Origin of the sequence: Paenibacillus sp. 2TAF8 (assembly GCF_052114825.1) — a bacterium.
Classification (GTDB): domain Bacteria; phylum Bacillota; class Bacilli; order Paenibacillales; family Paenibacillaceae; genus Paenibacillus.
This window is the reverse complement of sequence record NZ_JBFRFN010000004.1, coordinates 217932-234377: the sequence shown is the minus strand read 5'-3', so window position 1 is coordinate 234377 and position 16446 is coordinate 217932. Positions and strand designations below refer to the sequence as shown.

At 46.4% G+C, this 16446-nt stretch carries 11 protein-coding genes; 7 read left to right on the top strand and 4 right to left on the bottom strand.

The annotated features are described in order from the left end of the window. The first annotated feature begins 147 nt into the window (after positions 1-147). From AB4Z30_RS08310 to AB4Z30_RS08295, 4 genes are all read left to right on the top strand, one after another. Entirely contained in the window at positions 148-1077 is a 930-nt protein-coding gene (locus AB4Z30_RS08310) for a helix-turn-helix transcriptional regulator (RefSeq protein WP_441925149.1), read from the top strand. Positions 1078-1360: 283 nt separating this feature from the next. Then, positions 1361-1633 carry a CD3324 family protein gene (locus AB4Z30_RS08305; RefSeq protein WP_441925147.1) on the top strand — a complete coding sequence of 91 codons (273 nt, stop codon included), beginning with the start codon at positions 1361-1363 and terminating at the stop codon, positions 1631-1633. A gap of 236 nt (positions 1634-1869) precedes the next feature. Then, the gene (locus AB4Z30_RS08300) at positions 1870-2424 is read left to right on the top strand and encodes a GNAT family N-acetyltransferase (protein WP_441925145.1); all 555 of its coding nucleotides are present in this window, start codon (positions 1870-1872) and stop codon (positions 2422-2424) included. A 48-nt stretch (positions 2425-2472) separates the two neighbouring features. After that, entirely contained in the window at positions 2473-2937 is a 465-nt protein-coding gene (locus AB4Z30_RS08295; protein ID WP_441925143.1) for a hypothetical protein, read from the top strand. A 97-nt stretch (positions 2938-3034) separates the two neighbouring features. Here AB4Z30_RS08295 and AB4Z30_RS08290 read toward each other — a convergent pair whose 3' ends face one another. After that, on the bottom strand, positions 3035-4903 hold the full coding sequence (locus AB4Z30_RS08290; protein ID WP_441925141.1) for an AbfB domain-containing protein: 1869 nt from the start codon (positions 4901-4903) through the stop codon (positions 3035-3037). A gap of 264 nt (positions 4904-5167) precedes the next feature. Here AB4Z30_RS08290 and AB4Z30_RS08285 point away from each other — a divergent pair, with 264 nt between their 5' ends. Both AB4Z30_RS08285 and AB4Z30_RS08280 read left to right on the top strand, forming a co-directional pair. Then, on the top strand, positions 5168-5953 hold the full coding sequence (locus AB4Z30_RS08285) for an FRG domain-containing protein (RefSeq protein ID WP_441925139.1): 786 nt from the start codon (positions 5168-5170) through the stop codon (positions 5951-5953). 148 nt (positions 5954-6101) lie between these two features. Next, complete coding sequence (locus AB4Z30_RS08280) at positions 6102-7511, top strand: DKNYY domain-containing protein (RefSeq protein ID WP_441925137.1); 1410 nt, start codon at positions 6102-6104, stop codon at positions 7509-7511. Between the two features lie 158 nt (positions 7512-7669). Here the strand turns inward: AB4Z30_RS08280 and AB4Z30_RS08275 are convergent, their stop codons facing one another. From AB4Z30_RS08275 to AB4Z30_RS08265, 3 genes are all read right to left on the bottom strand, one after another. Further along, on the bottom strand, positions 7670-9655 hold the full coding sequence (locus AB4Z30_RS08275; RefSeq protein WP_441925135.1) for an AraC family transcriptional regulator: 1986 nt from the start codon (positions 9653-9655) through the stop codon (positions 7670-7672). Between the two features lie 137 nt (positions 9656-9792). Next, positions 9793-11238: a DEAD/DEAH box helicase gene (locus AB4Z30_RS08270; protein ID WP_441925133.1), complete on the bottom strand. Its 1446-nt coding sequence runs from the start codon at positions 11236-11238 to the stop codon at positions 9793-9795. Between the two features lie 1450 nt (positions 11239-12688). After that, positions 12689-15043, bottom strand: coding sequence for a 5'-nucleotidase C-terminal domain-containing protein (locus AB4Z30_RS08265; RefSeq protein WP_441925131.1), 2355 nt, complete (start codon positions 15041-15043; stop codon positions 12689-12691). Between the two features lie 254 nt (positions 15044-15297). Here AB4Z30_RS08265 and AB4Z30_RS08260 point away from each other — a divergent pair, with 254 nt between their 5' ends. Further along, on the top strand, positions 15298-16260 hold the full coding sequence (locus AB4Z30_RS08260; RefSeq protein ID WP_441925129.1) for an endo-1,4-beta-xylanase: 963 nt from the start codon (positions 15298-15300) through the stop codon (positions 16258-16260). The last annotated feature ends 186 nt before the right edge of the window (positions 16261-16446 follow it).

The following is a 16446-nucleotide window of genomic DNA, read 5'->3' as shown; positions in this document are numbered from 1 at the left end:
TTCTATAGTTCTACATCGTTGTGTGAAGAGCCTGCTTGTCAAACAAACTTATTCAAGGATATTGTGCGGCGTATATGATCGTGGATCAGTTCGGCTGTGTTACAATTTTACTATGACAAAAAGTGACGTAATTAAGGTGGGGTTCTGATGAATCAACGCAGGCTGGCAATGATGCGCCTTATGGATTCCAGACATAAGTTCACAGCTCGGGAGCTGGCAGAACGATTTGAGGTGTCTGTTCGTACGATCCAGCGTGATCTGGATGCTTTACAGGCGATGGGATTCCCTTTATACACCGAGGTAGGTGTTAACGGCGGATACCGGGTGCTGCCCAATCGGATTTTGCCGCCCTTGCAACTGACACAGCAAGAAGCACTGGGCCTGTTTATGATGCTTGAATATTTGGAAGAGGTTCCTGATTTTCCGTATGGTATGATTCGGGAGCATCTGGCGGAACAGTATTTCTCCACGCTGCCTGCGGATGTTCAGGAACGGATTGCAGGGATGAGGGAACACATTGCATTTATGCAGCGTCCGGGTGAACATCTGGAGTCTCTCACATCCGATCTGTTAACGGCCGCAGTCGAGAAGAAACTTATTTCATTCATGTACCATGCTCGTAGCGGCAGGAAAAAGGTAAACGTGTATCCCTTGGGCATCTATTATGAGCAGGGTTATTGGTACATGCCTGCGCGAAATAACGATCGCGTATTGTTATATCGTGTGGATCGAATAAAGCAGCTGACGGTGCTGGATCAGATCGATGAATCTGTACCCACACTAAAAGCATGGCTGAAACAGGCTGCGCACGCAGATGGCGAAGAGGTTGTACTGCAATTTACAGCATTCGGGGCAAGAATAGCGGCATCGGATGCGTTATTCAAGACCGTGTCAGAGCAAAAGTGGTACGGTCTTGTGCCGCATTCGGAGTTTGCTTTTACCGCGCGTAGGCTACTTTCCTATGGACCCGAGGTTATGGTGATATCGCCACCGGAATTGCAGGAGCAGGTTCGTGTGATGTTAGAGCAAAGTCTGGCGCAGTATAGGAACGAAAATAGCGACGAATGGAGGGATTAATAGAGGATATCGGCTTCTCATATGGAAGATATAGAATTGTTACCCGAAATGCTGGGGCATGACTTAACGTAATCTTATATCGATTCAGCGAAAGGGGGGCTACCATGATTCGATTCATAAGAAGTTTTACCATCCGCTCTATGCAGAGTCCATGCGAGGAACAACGGCGGTTGTTTGCATAGAGCCTAATATCCATTCCCGCCATCATTGACGTGATGAAGTCAGAAGTTTACTCGTGAGGCTCTGCTACCTTAAAGATTAACTTTTTAAGGAGTGGAGTACGATGAAATATGTGAATGCAGATGCCGTCCTTCCGAAGGCATTGCTCGAAGAAATACAGCGACATCTCCCTGGTGGATTAATCTATATTCCGAGGCCGAAGGATACCCATAAGAAATGGGGAGAGAATTCAGGCGGCCGACAACTAATTCGGGAACGGAACAACGAGATTTTCCAGAAGTTTGCTACGGGGTCAACGATCGATGAGCTTGCAGATCAATATTGTTTATCTATCGAAAGCATCAAGAAAATTGTATATTGCAAAAAAGTGAAGTGAAGTTGAAATCAAAGCGAAATGATTTGGATGAAGTGTGAGTCACATTCGAGCTATCGGATGTGGCTTTTTACTATGCACTTTTCATGTGCGGACATGTAGATGTACAGAATGGTTAGAAAACGAATATTACATATCTGTCCAATGCCAGCATCCGTACAATAGAGTCCAGAGAGCACGTTTACTTATATAGAGTAAGGAAGCGGGCGTAACCAGCGGAAGGAACGGTGATCTGCAACATGAACATCCAAGTGGAACTAACGAATCCAGACAAGGCGTACATCATCAAAAACATGTATCCGTTATACCTGCATGACCTGTCTGGACATTATGGGCTGCGGGAGGGACATCGACCGAATAAACATGGCATATACGAGGAAAGTTCTACCTATCAAACGTTACAAGACCAATATGATGTGCAAAATATATGGTGGGAAAAGCCGGGCTGTCTCTTTCCTTTTTTGATCATGGCCGAGGACAGGCCTGCTGGATTTGCAATGGTAGCAACACCGCCTCACTGTGCACCAGGCATCGATTTTTTCATGCATGAATTTTTCCTGCTACAGCCGTATCGGGGAACGGGTGTAGCGGAGAAGGCGGCTGTAATGATCTTCGCTATGCTTAAGGGCAACTGGGAGATATTCACCAATCCAGGGGAGAAAAACAAAACGGGTCAGCATTTCTGGCGCAAGACGGTAGCGAATTACACGCAAGGTTTGTACGAGGAAGAAGTAGCCATGACCGCAGACGAGGATGGGCTCAAATTGATCTTTCGTTTCTCGAATCATCGTTAAATGTCATAATAGGGACATGGAACAGATGAAGGAAGGATGAAGCACAAGATGAGCTTTGAATACTACATCGCAGCAGATCGTCTGATTCCCGAGATCAAACTTCGCGGGCAAGAGGTTTTAGCTGTCAGTGATATGATTCGGTTGAATGTCCCGGATGGCTTGATTCCTTGGAAAGAGATGAATGAGAGTGCAACTGTCCTTTACGGTAACCCGGCAGCCTCTAATCGTTTTCACATCCAAAGTGCACCATATGCTGTAAAAATCATAAGCCAGTATACAGACCTGACTCATATTTATAAATTCGATGCTCCTGATATCAGTCTAACAAAGGACTTGTATCAATATGTAACTTCCATCGATCAAGAAACGAACTTGGAAATCTGGCATCTCTGGTTTGGATATGATCATGAAGATGAAGTTATCACAAGAAAAAATTTGTCCCGCTCTACGCTTACACTCTCCGATTTTGATGTAGTTCTTCATGAGAGCTGGTGTATCGCTATAACAAGTTGATTCTGGAAGCAGAAGAATCGCTGCAATGCTGGAAAAAGCCAAAGAGCCGAAGTGCGCTAAACCGCTGCTTCGGCTTTCTTGATATAATCTATGGTGATTAGAAATTCAATCGCCCAAACGTAGCATCACCCTTCACTGTAGCGTTGCTGGCAGCGCTCACAGTATCCAGCTGTAGCACATAATCATAGTGCCGGATGTAATATCCGGGTTGACTATAGGATTGCAAAGATAGTTTGCTACTATCAGCCCAGCCGGGGCTAATCAGGAACGTGGCATCGCCCTTATACGCGGTGGTGTTTGTGAAGGCTTCAAGAACAATTTTATTACTCGCATTGCGTTTCAGAAAATAACCAGGGTGGTTGATTGCCTCCAGCGAAACACCTGTAGAGCTGGAAAGTCCAGGTACAACACGGAACTGGGCATCCAGAGCCGGGGAGACATTTGCATCAATGCGAGCGACATAGTTGGCGTGACGGATCATGCGATCCGGTACATTGTGTGAAGTAAACTGGCTGTAGCCTGTAGCTTCAGGCGTGGATGGGCCCAGCATTTTGACTTCATGCAGCGTTGGGGTGTACCAGTTGCCCGGATTGTTCCACAAGACGGCATTGACCATATTGATTCTCACGTAGCGGGCGGTAAAGTGCACCGAATCCGTGGTGAAACCATATGTCAGATTATTGGTGCGGTCTAGCGTGGCATAGTTTACACCATCGTTGCTAATCTCGATTTTGTATTTGTAATACCCTTCAGAACCTTTATACATAAACCATGAAGTATCGATCTCTGTAATGGTCTTGGGTGCTCCAAAGTCTACCTGCCACCACGCAGGCCAGCTATTGGAAGATGCCACCCATGAGGTCTGGTAGTTACCGTCATTGACTAGAGAAGCAGATGAGCCAGAGGCAGTGGAGCTGGCGGAAGCTGTTTTACCTTGGGCGTGATTCACGAGTGCAGGCAGTGTGATTTGTCCTGTTGCTGCGTCAATATTCCATGTCGTATACCATTCCAGTGAGGCCGTTCCATTGCCATCATTCAACGTGAGGGGCAACCAGATGTGTTTGTGCTCCCCAAGGTTCATCGGATTCCAGCGATCCGCCATATAGATATAGGAAGTGGTGCTACTGCCCTGGATCGTGGCAATATCATGAATCTGAGAGCCAAAGGCTGATGGATTGCCATAAGGCGTAAGTGCAGTCCATGGCCCTGTCATCGAAGTAGCTGTAGCGTAAGCACCTTGGTTCGGATACCAGCCAGCCGCCTGGGAGGTAAAGAGGTAGTAGCGATTTCCTTTTTTCACAACAGCAGGGGCTTCACGGTATGCATTCTCGAACAACCATCCTTCGAAAGATTGTACCCCTGTGTAGCTTGCATTCATTTTAAAAACAGCCATCGTATCATTCGCACCGCCGTTTTTGCGAGAAGCAGTAACCAGATAACCCGTTCCGTCCGTATCCACAAAAACAGTCATGTCACGGGATTCATAGTCAAGTGGGCGGAAGCTGCCTTCATACGTAAATTTGCCGTTCGGTGTACTGCTTGTGGCTACCGCAACGCGGCCGAGGTTGTAGTCTGTCCCGTTCTCATAGTGAGCCCAGAGCACATACTGCTTGGTGGAGGTGTTATAAATTACTTTAGGACGTTCAATCTTGCTGGAGGCGAGTTCTGTCGCGGAGCCTTTGGTCAGGATGGCATTGCTAAAAGTCCAATTTTTCAGATCCGTTGAGGTGTAGACGTTTACACTTTCAAATTTGCCGCCTACCGCATGTTCTCCATACAGATAATACGTTGAACCGACCTGCAGGATATTACCGCTGTTGGCGTGAATGGGATTGCCAGCCGTATCAAGCCAATCGGTGCCATTGGTGATTGCCACACTTGCCGCGCTGGTCCGTTGAGGATGCAGGCCAAACAAGGTTAATGCGAGTGTAAAAACCAGAAGCCAGACCGTCGTACGTTTTCCCATTACGTACACCTCCATAGAGATTAGAGATTAATCAAGCGCTTTCAAATCTATTTTAGTTGATTTACAATATTTAGCAAGTGAACAATTCAATCATTGCTGAACAAAGCAGTATCTTAGTGGGATAAGCGACGGTAGCATCGATCCACTCCGAAATATGTGATTGGATATGGAGCTAATTAGAGGGTTATGGCGTATGTAACGGTTAGAGAGTTTTTCAAAAAAGTGATCAGGAATTAGATATAAGCACTGGAGGTACTGGATGAGATGAATACGACGAAAAATCCGTTGAATTACGAGATAAGCTCTGTTGAAGACTACATATCGATTATCAAAGAGTTACCGAATGGTCAGGATGGGTATTATTATCGCGGAGAAAACAGGCGATATGCCACTCAATCCTCGTCCTTACTTCGATCAGGAATAGCACGATTGCTTCGAGATAACCCGGAATATTACATGGATACAGTAAACGATTTTGTCCGAGATATGACAGATCAAGCGGGAGAGTGGGAGCGCCAGCATGTGCTGGCCTGGTGTCACCATGAGGGTCTGCCTACGAATCTGCTGGAACTTACAGCGTCTCCGCTACGCGCGTTGTATTTTGCCTGTTTGGACCGCACCGATCATAGCGAGGAGCCGAGTCAGGCAGGTTACGTATATGGTTTTGCGAGAGAGAGTACAGTCGATGTGACCGAATTAATGTTGGAGTATGGGAAAATGAAGTCATCTCGTTATAACTTGATTGAGGACATGGCCGATGACCCGCGATGGATAAATCTGTTCTCCGATAACGATAAAAAGAGATCATCTAACCCTGGTCTGGCCCAATTTCCTTACCTGATTTATCAGGCACCGTATAAGTATAGAGGTTCAGACGAACCGTATGGCCTATATTTCTATCAGTTGTTTCAGACGGTTTTCTCATCATCCAATCCGGAGTTTTCTTATGAAATCATACAGCAACACTACGCACCTTCGCTGATCGTTAAAGTGAGCAATCAGACAGAGATTCGAGAGCAGCTTCATCACCGATTGGGGCTGTACAGGTAACTCAATTTTCGCTTCATTAAGAGAGCAAGATTGTGCATGTCACTCGTATTTTGGCAGATAGCTGCTGATACCATGACCGTGTCTGGATGATAGTGGAGGATCGCATCTATAGGATAGGAAGTGTACTTGAGGATTGGAGGGGATGGTTATGGATAGCTTTGTCATCGATGGGAATGCCCAAGTGGTCTTGAAGAATGAGGAGGGCGAAACGGTGGTGGTCAAAGGCGGATTGACTGCCGAAGGTTTTAGGGTTTTGTCGACCTRTACGAAGGGCTGGCTCACATTTGCCTATTTACAGGATCATCAAGGCATATGGTGGTTCAATGCCAGGGCAAACAAAGCAACGCTGTTTACTCAGGATACCGAATTCTTCCGAGTCGTATACGAGGATTACAGCTGTGATTTACAGCATGTGTATCTGGAGGACAAGCCCGTTTCCCCATCTGATCCAGGCAGCTTTGAGCTGCTGCCAGGGACGCCCTATTTTGCGAGGGATAAACGTCAGCTATACGTCAAAGACAGCCAGCATTTTCATGTATTCGATGAAATTGATACAAGTCTAGCCATTGCACAGCATGATTACTGTACGGATTTGGATCATTTGTTCCATCTGTCCAGCGGCCTTCGTTATGCCAATGAATATAAACATGAGATGGTAGATTGGTTGCAGGAGCATTATCCAGACATACCTGGCTGGTGGCAGGCTGGCTATGCTCATCATGCAGATGATGCAGTGCAGCTTGCGTGGAATTGGTATGCCACGGATACCTCCGTATTCTATCGGGCAGAGTCTGGCGGTGGGTACAGGCGAGATGCTAAAGAAACTTTCAATCTGGTTCGCGGCGCGGATCGGAGTTCATTTGAACCGCTAGATGAACAGCATGCGCGTGATGGAGATCGGGTTTATTCTCAGTGGCGGACGGTCAGAGGAGCTGACCCCGACAACTTCGAGTCACTGGGAGGGGCGTTTGGCCGGGATAAACAGTATGTGTATTATAATGGTTATCGTGTTGAGGGAGCTGATGTATCCACCTTTGAAGTGTTAGGCTGTACGGATCATCTGGGTTTATCCAGAGATCAGAACCATGTATATCATGCGAAGTATGCGCGTACCAGTCAGCCTTTCGGCCATCCTGACGATGTGCTTCAACGAATTAAGGGAGCGGACGCGGTTACCTTCGAGCTACTTACCCCATCCGGTAGTTGGGCTGTAGATGCGAATCAGGTATATCTCTGGGGCATAGCCAATAAAAAGATAGATCGTACCAGCTTTACTCATCTGCTCGACGCTGATCCCCAGAGTTGGGCCAAGGATCGAAATAGTCTGTATAATGCGAATGGCAAACGTACCGTAAAAGGCATTGATGGAGCATCTTTTTTAATGTTAAATCGGTATTGGGGCAAGGATAATCAGGCTGTGTTCAGTTTTGTGACAGGAGGGGTATACAAGACGGCGGATTCTGAGACCTTTCAAGTGACGGATGATGAAGGTAGCGCGGAGGATGAGCTGTTCTTTTATACGGTAGCAGGAGGTGTAGTACGGAAAAAGAAGAAGTGAAAATAGAGATAGAGATAGAGATAGAAATGAAACAGAAAATTCGAAATCAAAAAAATCGATATCCGAAGAAAAATCCCCTCCTGTTCCGTGTGTTGTAAGGAGGGGATTTTGCCTGAGTTGTCAGCTTGTTTGTTGTCAAAGCAGTAACTCTGACTCTATTAAGATTGGTTCAAGAAGCTATCTACAATGAATTGGAGCTGTGCCTCCAAAGAGATAGGGTCATTATAATACGAGCCATCCACATTGATGAAATAGACATGTTTCTTTTGCACCGCCGGCAGTCCCTTCCACACCTTGCTCTCATATACAACATCGGGGTTGCCGTCGTCCCAGCCCCAATTGCTTGTGAAAATGTAATCACCCGCATAATCATGCAGCTGCTCCAATGACAGATTCGCACCTGCGCCTTCTCCGTCAATCAGATCCTTCTGGATTAGAGCCGGGGCTTTCAGACCGAGATCTCGATATAAAATCTCTCCTCCTCGTGCGCCCTTGTTTCCCCACGCGTAGATGCCTTTGGCATAGGGCTGAAGTATAGAAACCGTTTGATCCCCCACGATAGCTTGAATCTGTGGTTTAACCTCTGCAATTTTGGCATTCCATTGATCAACCCAGGCCTGAGCTTCTTGCACTTTGCCCGTTATTTTGCCGAATTCCAGCAGTAGATCTTGCGGAGTTGCGCCGCCATACTTCAATCTCACCACGGGAGCAATCTGAGACAATGCTTCATACTGCGTATCCTCCAGATAGTCATACGTGATGATCAGATCGGGTTCCAGATTCAGTATGGCTTCAGCGTTGTTTCCTTCTCCCAAATTAACGATGCCTTCCAGCATGCCTTTATGATAAGGACTTCGCATAGCGTCATAGGTTGCTGCCACAGGTTTTACACCAAGTGCTAACAAGTTACCAATTGCGCTGCCGGTCAGATCAACAATCCGCTCGGGATGAGCCGGAATGGTGATCGTTCCCTTGCTGTCGGTGTATGTCTGGGTAGCTGATGTTGATGTCCCGGATGTAGAAGCTGGTTTCTGTTGACCTATTGCAGATTCGGCTACAGTCCCTTTTCCGGATGCTGTAGTAGGGGGTGCTGTTGATCCACCGGCACATGCCGAGAGAATTAAGATAAAACACAAGAGCAATGCCGCTGTGGCAATGGATGATGATCTGCTTGTCTTAACCATGGATAAACCTCCGCTTAAATGTAAATGAGAATCGTAATCATTGAAACTATAGCATTGAGGTTCAGTCACAACAAGGGCAGATCGGGTACGCAGCTTGGGCATTTCCGGTATCGGGTTCCCCGTCTGGGAAACGGCTGCCCGGTACTGAGCAGGGGTTATACCGTATACTTTTTTGAAACTGCGGCTTAAGGTGTGTGCATCCGGGTACCCAACGAGTTCGGCAATTTCTTGAAGGGAGGTTCCTCTGCGTGCCAGTATCTTGGCAGCCGCCTGTACACGAACTTTGGCTAACAGCCGTATGGGGCTGTCATTCAGACGAGACTTGAACAGTTTGGTCAGATAGCTGACACTGCAATCGAACAGTTCTGCCAGAGATTTAAGTGTGATGGGTTCCATATAATGTTCCTGTATGTAATGCAACGCCTGTGAGAGCAAATCTGGGGCCATGGGTTCAATTCCTTGCTGTTTCATCTGTAAAAGAAGTGAATGCACAAACTGGTAGAACAGTGTTCGAGCCTGAAATTGATGGAGCATATCGGGAGTCGTCCAATTTTCGTACATATCATCCAGCTTCAACAGCAAAGAGGCTGGATGACCCGGGACGAAAGCATATTGATATCTAAAGGAAGAATCGACTCCAGAGTACTTAAGCAGTGGATGAGAAGTGGGTAACATCATCACGGCTTTGTAAAGAATCAAATAATATTCCAATCGATCCTCTGCGACAATATCGATGAACGCGCCGCGCCCTCCATGCAGGATATGAAATCGACTCATGTTATATTGCGATTGATCCAGGCGTACTTGAGCATGTCCGTCCAGCACGTATATGAATGAATGTGCGGGCAGTTGGTATCGCTGCACGCGTTCTCCCGGTTCCAGCACGGCAAGGCGAATATCCATGACTCTGACCGAAGAATAATTCCATACTCGGATATGATCATCTAGTGTTATTGTCATTCGYACGAACCTCCTGCCGTGCGTGGGCGTTTCTTTTTATTATATTGATAATGATTCTCAACGTAAAGAGATAAAAAAGGATAACGGATCTTGGCAATTCTCCGTTATCCCTCGTTATATGTGATCCTGTGATCGGTCTATTTATGACCTTTACGTACCTTGAGCTGCATGCGTTTGATCGTCGTATGTTGCATAACTTCCAGGACAAGCGGCCCTTTGCCGTTCAGGATTTCCACATCCGTTACGTTATCCAGAATGGTAATAATCCCGATATCGTCCGCGCTAACCCCTTCAATTTTGGCAATCGTTCCTACAAAATCAACCGCACGAAGTTTCTTCTTCTTACCTCCGTTGAAGTTCAGCTTCATGATCTGCTGGTTCAACTGCTCACGCTTGTCCTTTTTACGTTCAGGCACGATCTTGAGGCGCTTCTCGAATTCTTCTCTGCGGCGATCAACCGCATCCTCGGAAGGAGCTTTCATAACCGGGATCTCAAATCCAATATAGGATTCAATCTCCGCAAGACGTCTGCCGTCCTTCGGGGTTACCAAAGTGAAGGCTCTGCCTGTTTTACCTGCACGACCCGTACGACCTGTGCGGTGCACGTAGCTTTCTTTTTCAAGCGGGATATCATAATTGATGACATGGGTGATGTTTGTGATATCAATCCCACGTGCCGCAACGTCGGTAGCAATCAGATAACGGAATTGTCCACGTCTGAAGGCATTCATGACTTCAATTCGTTCATCCTGTTCCATGCCGCCGTGGATGCGGTCAGCCGGATAGTCCAGATCAGCCATGACCCGGAACAGTTTATCAACATTCTCTTGTGTACGACAGAATACAATGCAGCTATCCGGATTTTCGGTAATCAACAAGTCCTGTAGCAGTGCGGTTTTGTTCACTTCCGATGTGTGGACCACGGCATGTTCGATGGTGGCTGTGGTCAGTCCGCTAGCCTTAATCTCAATCTCTACAGGTGTATTCATATATTGCCGTGACAGCTTCGCTACATCTTCCGGGAACGTTGCGGAGAACAGCATGGTTGTCCGTGCCTGTGGCAATGACTGAATAATCGCTTGTACTGTCTCGATAAATCCCATGTTCAGCATCTCATCTGCTTCATCAATGACCAGATATGCGATGCGATCTAGCGGTAGCGTGCCCCGTTCAATATGATCCAGTACCCGGCCCGGTGTGCCTACGGCCACATGGGTTCGTTGTTTCAGCTCGGCTTTTTGAATATGAAAAGGGGATTGTCCATACAGTGCGGTTGCTTTAATACGCTTAAAGCGCCCGATGTTGGTAATGTCCTCATTGACCTGCAAGGCCAGCTCTCGTGTTGGAGTCAGAATCAGAGCTTGCGGTTTATTTTCGTTCCAGTCCACCAGTTCGCAGAGCGGAATACCGTATGCGGCTGTTTTGCCACTGCCCGTCTGTGATTTCACCACAAGGTCCTGATTCTCCAGTGCGACGGGAATAACCCGGCTCTGAACTTCAGTAGGGTTCTCGTAACCCAGGCTGTCCAGTGCTTTGACGATTTCTTCTCCCAGGCCATAATCTTTAAAATGTTGCTTACTCATCGTTTACCTCTTTTTCGTTTTAGTTTGGAATGCAGTGTGCTTACGTTATGTTGGTTCATCAACATGTCCATGATCTTATTACTTGACCTTACTTACCAGCATTGCACCGTACATGTAACATATACCTGCCTATTATACTCTATGTGCACGAAAAGCGCGTGGCAAATAAAGAGACTCTCCTACTGATATGGGTTAACCTCCTCCAAACTGGACAATACCTGTCGGACTTTCTAATCAGAATCGTAGTTTGGGTCAATCCAGAAGGAGAGCATTACCCCGTTAGCCCATCCATTATTGACAATCCATTAAGGAGCGGCGTTGGCTGGGGATGTGGAGCTGAAGATTTCGATTGAGGGTCTGGTTAATAACCTGATTGAGAATCAAATGAAGGTTTGATTGATAATCAGATGAGGGGCTAATTCACAGGTGCGAATCATAGTCTGATTCAAGTGTGATTGGTAATATGATTCAAAGTGTGATTGATAGTCTACCTTATGGTTCGACAGAAAGTCTAATTAATGGTGTAGGCTTGAGGCGATAAAGTCTACACTTTGCTTATCCAGCACTTCTTGCAAGCTGTGTATTGAAGAGTTGCTTGAGCCTGTTTCCGGTGTTTCTTGTAGCTTAATTTGGCTGGATAAGTGAACGTTGTAAGTTACGGTGGCAAGGTGGTTATGATCATAGCCTCGTATTATTCTAACGATCTCAGATGAGCTTATTTGTGCCATGTAGCGCTTTCTGAAATTCTAACGATCAGCAGAGAGCTTATTTCGCTGAAAACACGATAAAAACGCCCGATTTTACATCATTTTCCCCAAATAAGGTTTCCTGAGATCGTTAGAAAATAAAAATGCAGAAAAGCGTCTAAATAACGTCTGTGGAGATCGTTAGACGAAATGTCGTCTCAAATCTGGGGAAGAGGGGCTCTAGGTAGAGGGAACATCAAGGAAACATCGAAAAAATCAAATAAAATTCAAAGAAATATGAAGAATATCGAAGAAACGGATGGCGAAGAAACTCTGGATCGAGGACACGCAAGCCAAGCTGCACGACGGAGCATCATGATGTGCCAAACTCATTTACAGGGAGCCGAAGGCAATGACGTTAGAAGTATTTGGGGAGACAGATCATTCTGGTCTTTCCAAAAATCAAAATCATGACACATCAAGAAAACACAAGCGGTGTGAGTTTGAAATACATTTGTGAACTCGTTGTGAGACCAGCATGGCCCTTTTCTCCACTGCTGGTGGGCTGCTTCCGGTTCACAGGTCTCAGGTAACAATTGTATGTAGAGCGAGGTACATTGTAGAACCTAGCACCGTGCAACGTTCCACGTGAAACGATTTGTAGCATTTCGCAGTGATTCTATACCTATAGAGAACTAATGATTAGAAAAAAGGGCGATACCTTCCCATAACCACATGGGGGTATCGCCCTTGATACATATTGTTTATTTTATAACACTTATATACTTGCCGTAAACGTATGCCATCTGTCCGTTCAGCTTCACTTTGACCCAGCCATAGGCGTGGCCTGTGCTAACTACTTCAAGCATCGTACCTTGTGGCACAGAAGTAATCACTTTAGATTTGGAGGATGCACCCGCACGTACATTCAGATGAGCAGCCGTAACCTTGGCTTGTTTGCCTGGAACTGCGACACTTGGCTTGCCGTTGTCTGAAGACACAGGTGGTTTACCTGGTTTTTGAGTGCCTGGTTTTGGCGCTCCAGGTGTAGGAACCGGAGTTGGTTTTGGTTTCGCTGAATTACCTGGTTTTTCCGGTGTAGGAGCTACCGGTGTCTCAGTTGAAGGGGGTGTTGAAGTCCCGTCATTGTCTTTACCTTCTACTGCTTTGCGAGCCTTGTTCAACTGCTGATAGAACGCGCCTTTTGTTTTTACGTCTTTGAATTGTGCTGCATCTACCCCTGCTTTGGAAGAGAGGGCTTTAATCTCATCCGCTGTTACCGTGTCCAAAATGTTAATGGAGGCAATGTTCGTATATTTGCCGTCTTCCGTAGTCGGAACGGTCATAATGCCGGCATTAATGAGTTCTACGACATCTGCACGTTCCGGTGCAGTCAGGTCTACACCAGTGATTTTCCAATTATGCTGTATCTTCGGTTCGTAGACACCTTTCATCACGTCTTTCAGATATGCGATAGACAGATTGCGGATAGTACCTTGAATCTCACCAAAAGCCGAAGCATCCTTGGAGGACCAGAGTTGCTTGAACTTACGTCCTTCAAGCGCTCCGCCTTTGGCAATGAGTGCTTCCATCCGATAAGCATTCAAACCGAGCTTGAGCGTATCATTGACCTGAACAGATTTTCCATTACTATACTTCAAATTCGTAATTCGGCTGCCATATGGCTTCGTCAGATCGATCTCATAGGTCACACCACCAAAGAAATCGTCGGTGCTATATTTGGAAGCACGTCGCTTCGCATCAAAGCTGATGGTTACATCCCCGGGACGAGTAGAGTTGAAGTATCCCGCAGACCATTCCATGTAATCCTTCAGATCGCGTCCAGTCACTTCATATACCGTTACTTCACCAAACGTGTACTGATAGTTGAATGCAATATCCTTTTTCTTGATCGGGCCAACGTCCAGCTTGGCTTTGTCATTATCGATCTGATGCGCAACAACATCCGCATCACTGTAATGGAGCATCACTTCGGTGAAAAAATCAGACAGCGGCGTTTCCTGAATCTGTACAGCAGGTATGCCTTTGATCTCATCTGCCGGCACCAGATTCGTTCCTTTTAACTCAGCGACCACGATATTAGCATCGGCACGAGCGAACTCGTGGAACGGATGCAGTGTTTTTTCCAGAGAAGGATCGGAAACTTCATAAGTGCCGTCTGCTTTTTTGACAGCGAGTGCCTTGGCTTCCTTGCTCTTCAACACAACCTTGCCGTCCTCTTTGGCAAACGTCAGGTCAATACGTGACATGTGTGTACCATATTTGTTGGGCTCGGAGATCAACACGCCGTTCACCGTCTGTGATTCAATCAGCTGATGCATGTGTCCGGCAAAAATAGCAGTTAGCTCCGGGTTGGCATTGGCAATGTCCGTGACGCCGGTTCCCGGTTTTCCGTTCTCATTATCCAGTCCCATATGCATGAGGCCAACCATCACATCGACTTTGCCTTTCAGCTCGGCAATGGCTTTGCGAGTCTCCTCGACAGGATCTTTCACAATAACACCATCCAGGTGATCGGTTCCCTTTTCAAATTCGGTGATCATCGGGGTGTTCATACCAATTACGCCTACTTTGATTCCGTCGCGCTCAATAATCGTATATGCAGGCATGTAACGGTCGCCGTTTTCTTTGAAAATGTTCCCTACGAGTGCCTGGCCTTTGAATTGCGAGGATATTTTCTCCAGTACATCTAAGCCGAAGTTAAATTCATGATTCCCCATAACCCAGGCGTCATAATTCATCTCATTCATCGCAACCATCATCGGAGACTTGGGTTGGTCATTGAACAGCTCGGCTGAATTGTCCTGAATCATATCTCCCGCATCCAGCAGGATGGTGTTGGGATTCTCAGTACGAACCTTTTTCACCATCGTATAGAGCTGTGTCATGCTCCCAGCAGGGTTGGGGCCATCCAGTGCATAGTCCCATGGCATAAATCGACCATGAATATCGGATGTGCCAAGCAAGGTGATTTTGGTTTCCTGATCTGCTTCAGCAGCATGAGCGCTCTCTGAGGCAAGTGGTGTGAGCAGCAGGGAAGAGCCTAACAAAATGGATAATGACCAACTGGCGAAACGTTTCAAACCGTGTGTGCGCATGTGTAATCTCCCTTGTGTTCTTAGTGTGTGTAATGATATCTATCCATCCATACTAGAGAAACATTAACGTAATGTAAACGCTCATGTAACATATATGTTCGATACAGTTGAGTAAAGCAAGGGAAAAAATAAAGCAAGATGAAGTATACTTTTCAAAGTAAATAGTATGATTTATATGTGTATAAAACCAAAATTATCCATTATGATGTCATTGTAAGCGCTTTATAAAATATACCAAACCAAGGAGGAATATTATGTTGAAGTCCAAATGGTTTAAGACGGTAGGTACGCTTGCTCTTGCAGGTGTGCTGGCCGCGTCAGTCGCGGTGGGCAGTGTCAGTGCCGGATTGGCTAAAGGCAGTAAATTCCTGGGGAATATTATAGCTAGCCAGGTACCAAACAATTTCAGTCCATACTGGAATCAGGTAACGCCGGAGAACTCCACGAAGTGGGGAGCGGTAGAAGGTACACGTAATGTGATGAACTGGGGCCAGGCAGATATGGCTTACAACTATGCGAAAAATAATAATATGCCTTTCAAATTTCATACCCTTGTGTGGGGTAGCCAGGCACCTAACTGGATCAATGGCCTTTCTGCAACAGATCAGAGAAACGAAGTGCTTCAATGGATCAGAGCTGCAGGACAGCGTTATTCCCAATCGGAGTATGTTGACGTAGTCAATGAGCCGTTGCATGCGAAGCCAGCCTTCCGCAATGCGATTGGTGGAGATGGACAGACGGGCTGGGATTGGGTCATCTGGTCTTTCCAGCAAGCAAGACAAGCCTTCCCGAATTCCAAATTGCTGATCAATGAATATGGCATTATCGGTGATCCTGCCAAAGCAGATCAATATATCCAAATCATCAACCTTTTGAAAAACAGAGGCCTCGTTGATGGCATCGGTATTCAAGCGCATCACTTTAATATGGACAACGTATCTGTGAACACGATGAACATCGTTCTGAACAAACTGCAAGCAACAGGTCTTCCAGTATATGTATCCGAGCTGGATATGACTGGCGATGACAATACCCAGTTGCAACGTTACCAACAAAAGTTCCCGGTACTGTGGAAGCACCCGGCTGTTAAAGGTGTTACGCTGTGGGGTTATAACGAAAACCAAACTTGGGTTAGTGGCTCTCACCTGGTAAGAAGCAACGGCACAGAGCGTCCTGCAATGCAGTGGCTGAAAAACTACCTGGCGAACAATCCTTAAGCCCAGGAACAGGCTTTGGAACTGACTGGCTTTTGTATAAATCTTAGTATTAGTAAAAGCAGATCGGATTCACTCTACCCATTTGAAATCAGTTAACTTGTATTATCCCCCTCAAAAAAGAGCCTGTCCCGTTGCGATATGGGACAGGCTCTTTGGCTTGCAGCAGCATCATGCCATGTTTGCGTT

What these genes read in the sequence shown, in the direction of transcription:
- AB4Z30_RS08310 (WP_441925149.1), top strand. Translation starts at nt 148, where the DNA reads ATGAATCAACGCAGGCTGGCAATGATGCGCCTTATGGATTCCAGACAT.
- AB4Z30_RS08305 (WP_441925147.1), top strand. Translation starts at nt 1,361, where the DNA reads ATGAAATATGTGAATGCAGATGCCGTCCTTCCGAAGGCATTGCTCGAA.
- AB4Z30_RS08300 (WP_441925145.1), top strand. Translation starts at nt 1,870, where the DNA reads ATGAACATCCAAGTGGAACTAACGAATCCAGACAAGGCGTACATCATC.
- AB4Z30_RS08295 (WP_441925143.1), top strand. Translation starts at nt 2,473, where the DNA reads ATGAGCTTTGAATACTACATCGCAGCAGATCGTCTGATTCCCGAGATC.
- AB4Z30_RS08290 (WP_441925141.1), bottom strand. Translation starts at nt 4,903, where the DNA reads ATGGGAAAACGTACGACGGTCTGGCTTCTGGTTTTTACACTCGCATTA.
- AB4Z30_RS08285 (WP_441925139.1), top strand. Translation starts at nt 5,168, where the DNA reads ATGAATACGACGAAAAATCCGTTGAATTACGAGATAAGCTCTGTTGAA.
- AB4Z30_RS08275 (WP_441925135.1), bottom strand. Translation starts at nt 9,655, where the DNA reads ATGACAATAACACTAGATGATCATATCCGAGTATGGAATTATTCTTCG.
- AB4Z30_RS08270 (WP_441925133.1), bottom strand. Translation starts at nt 11,238, where the DNA reads ATGAGTAAGCAACATTTTAAAGATTATGGCCTGGGAGAAGAAATCGTC.
- AB4Z30_RS08265 (WP_441925131.1), bottom strand. Translation starts at nt 15,043, where the DNA reads ATGCGCACACACGGTTTGAAACGTTTCGCCAGTTGGTCATTATCCATT.
- AB4Z30_RS08260 (WP_441925129.1), top strand. Translation starts at nt 15,298, where the DNA reads ATGTTGAAGTCCAAATGGTTTAAGACGGTAGGTACGCTTGCTCTTGCA.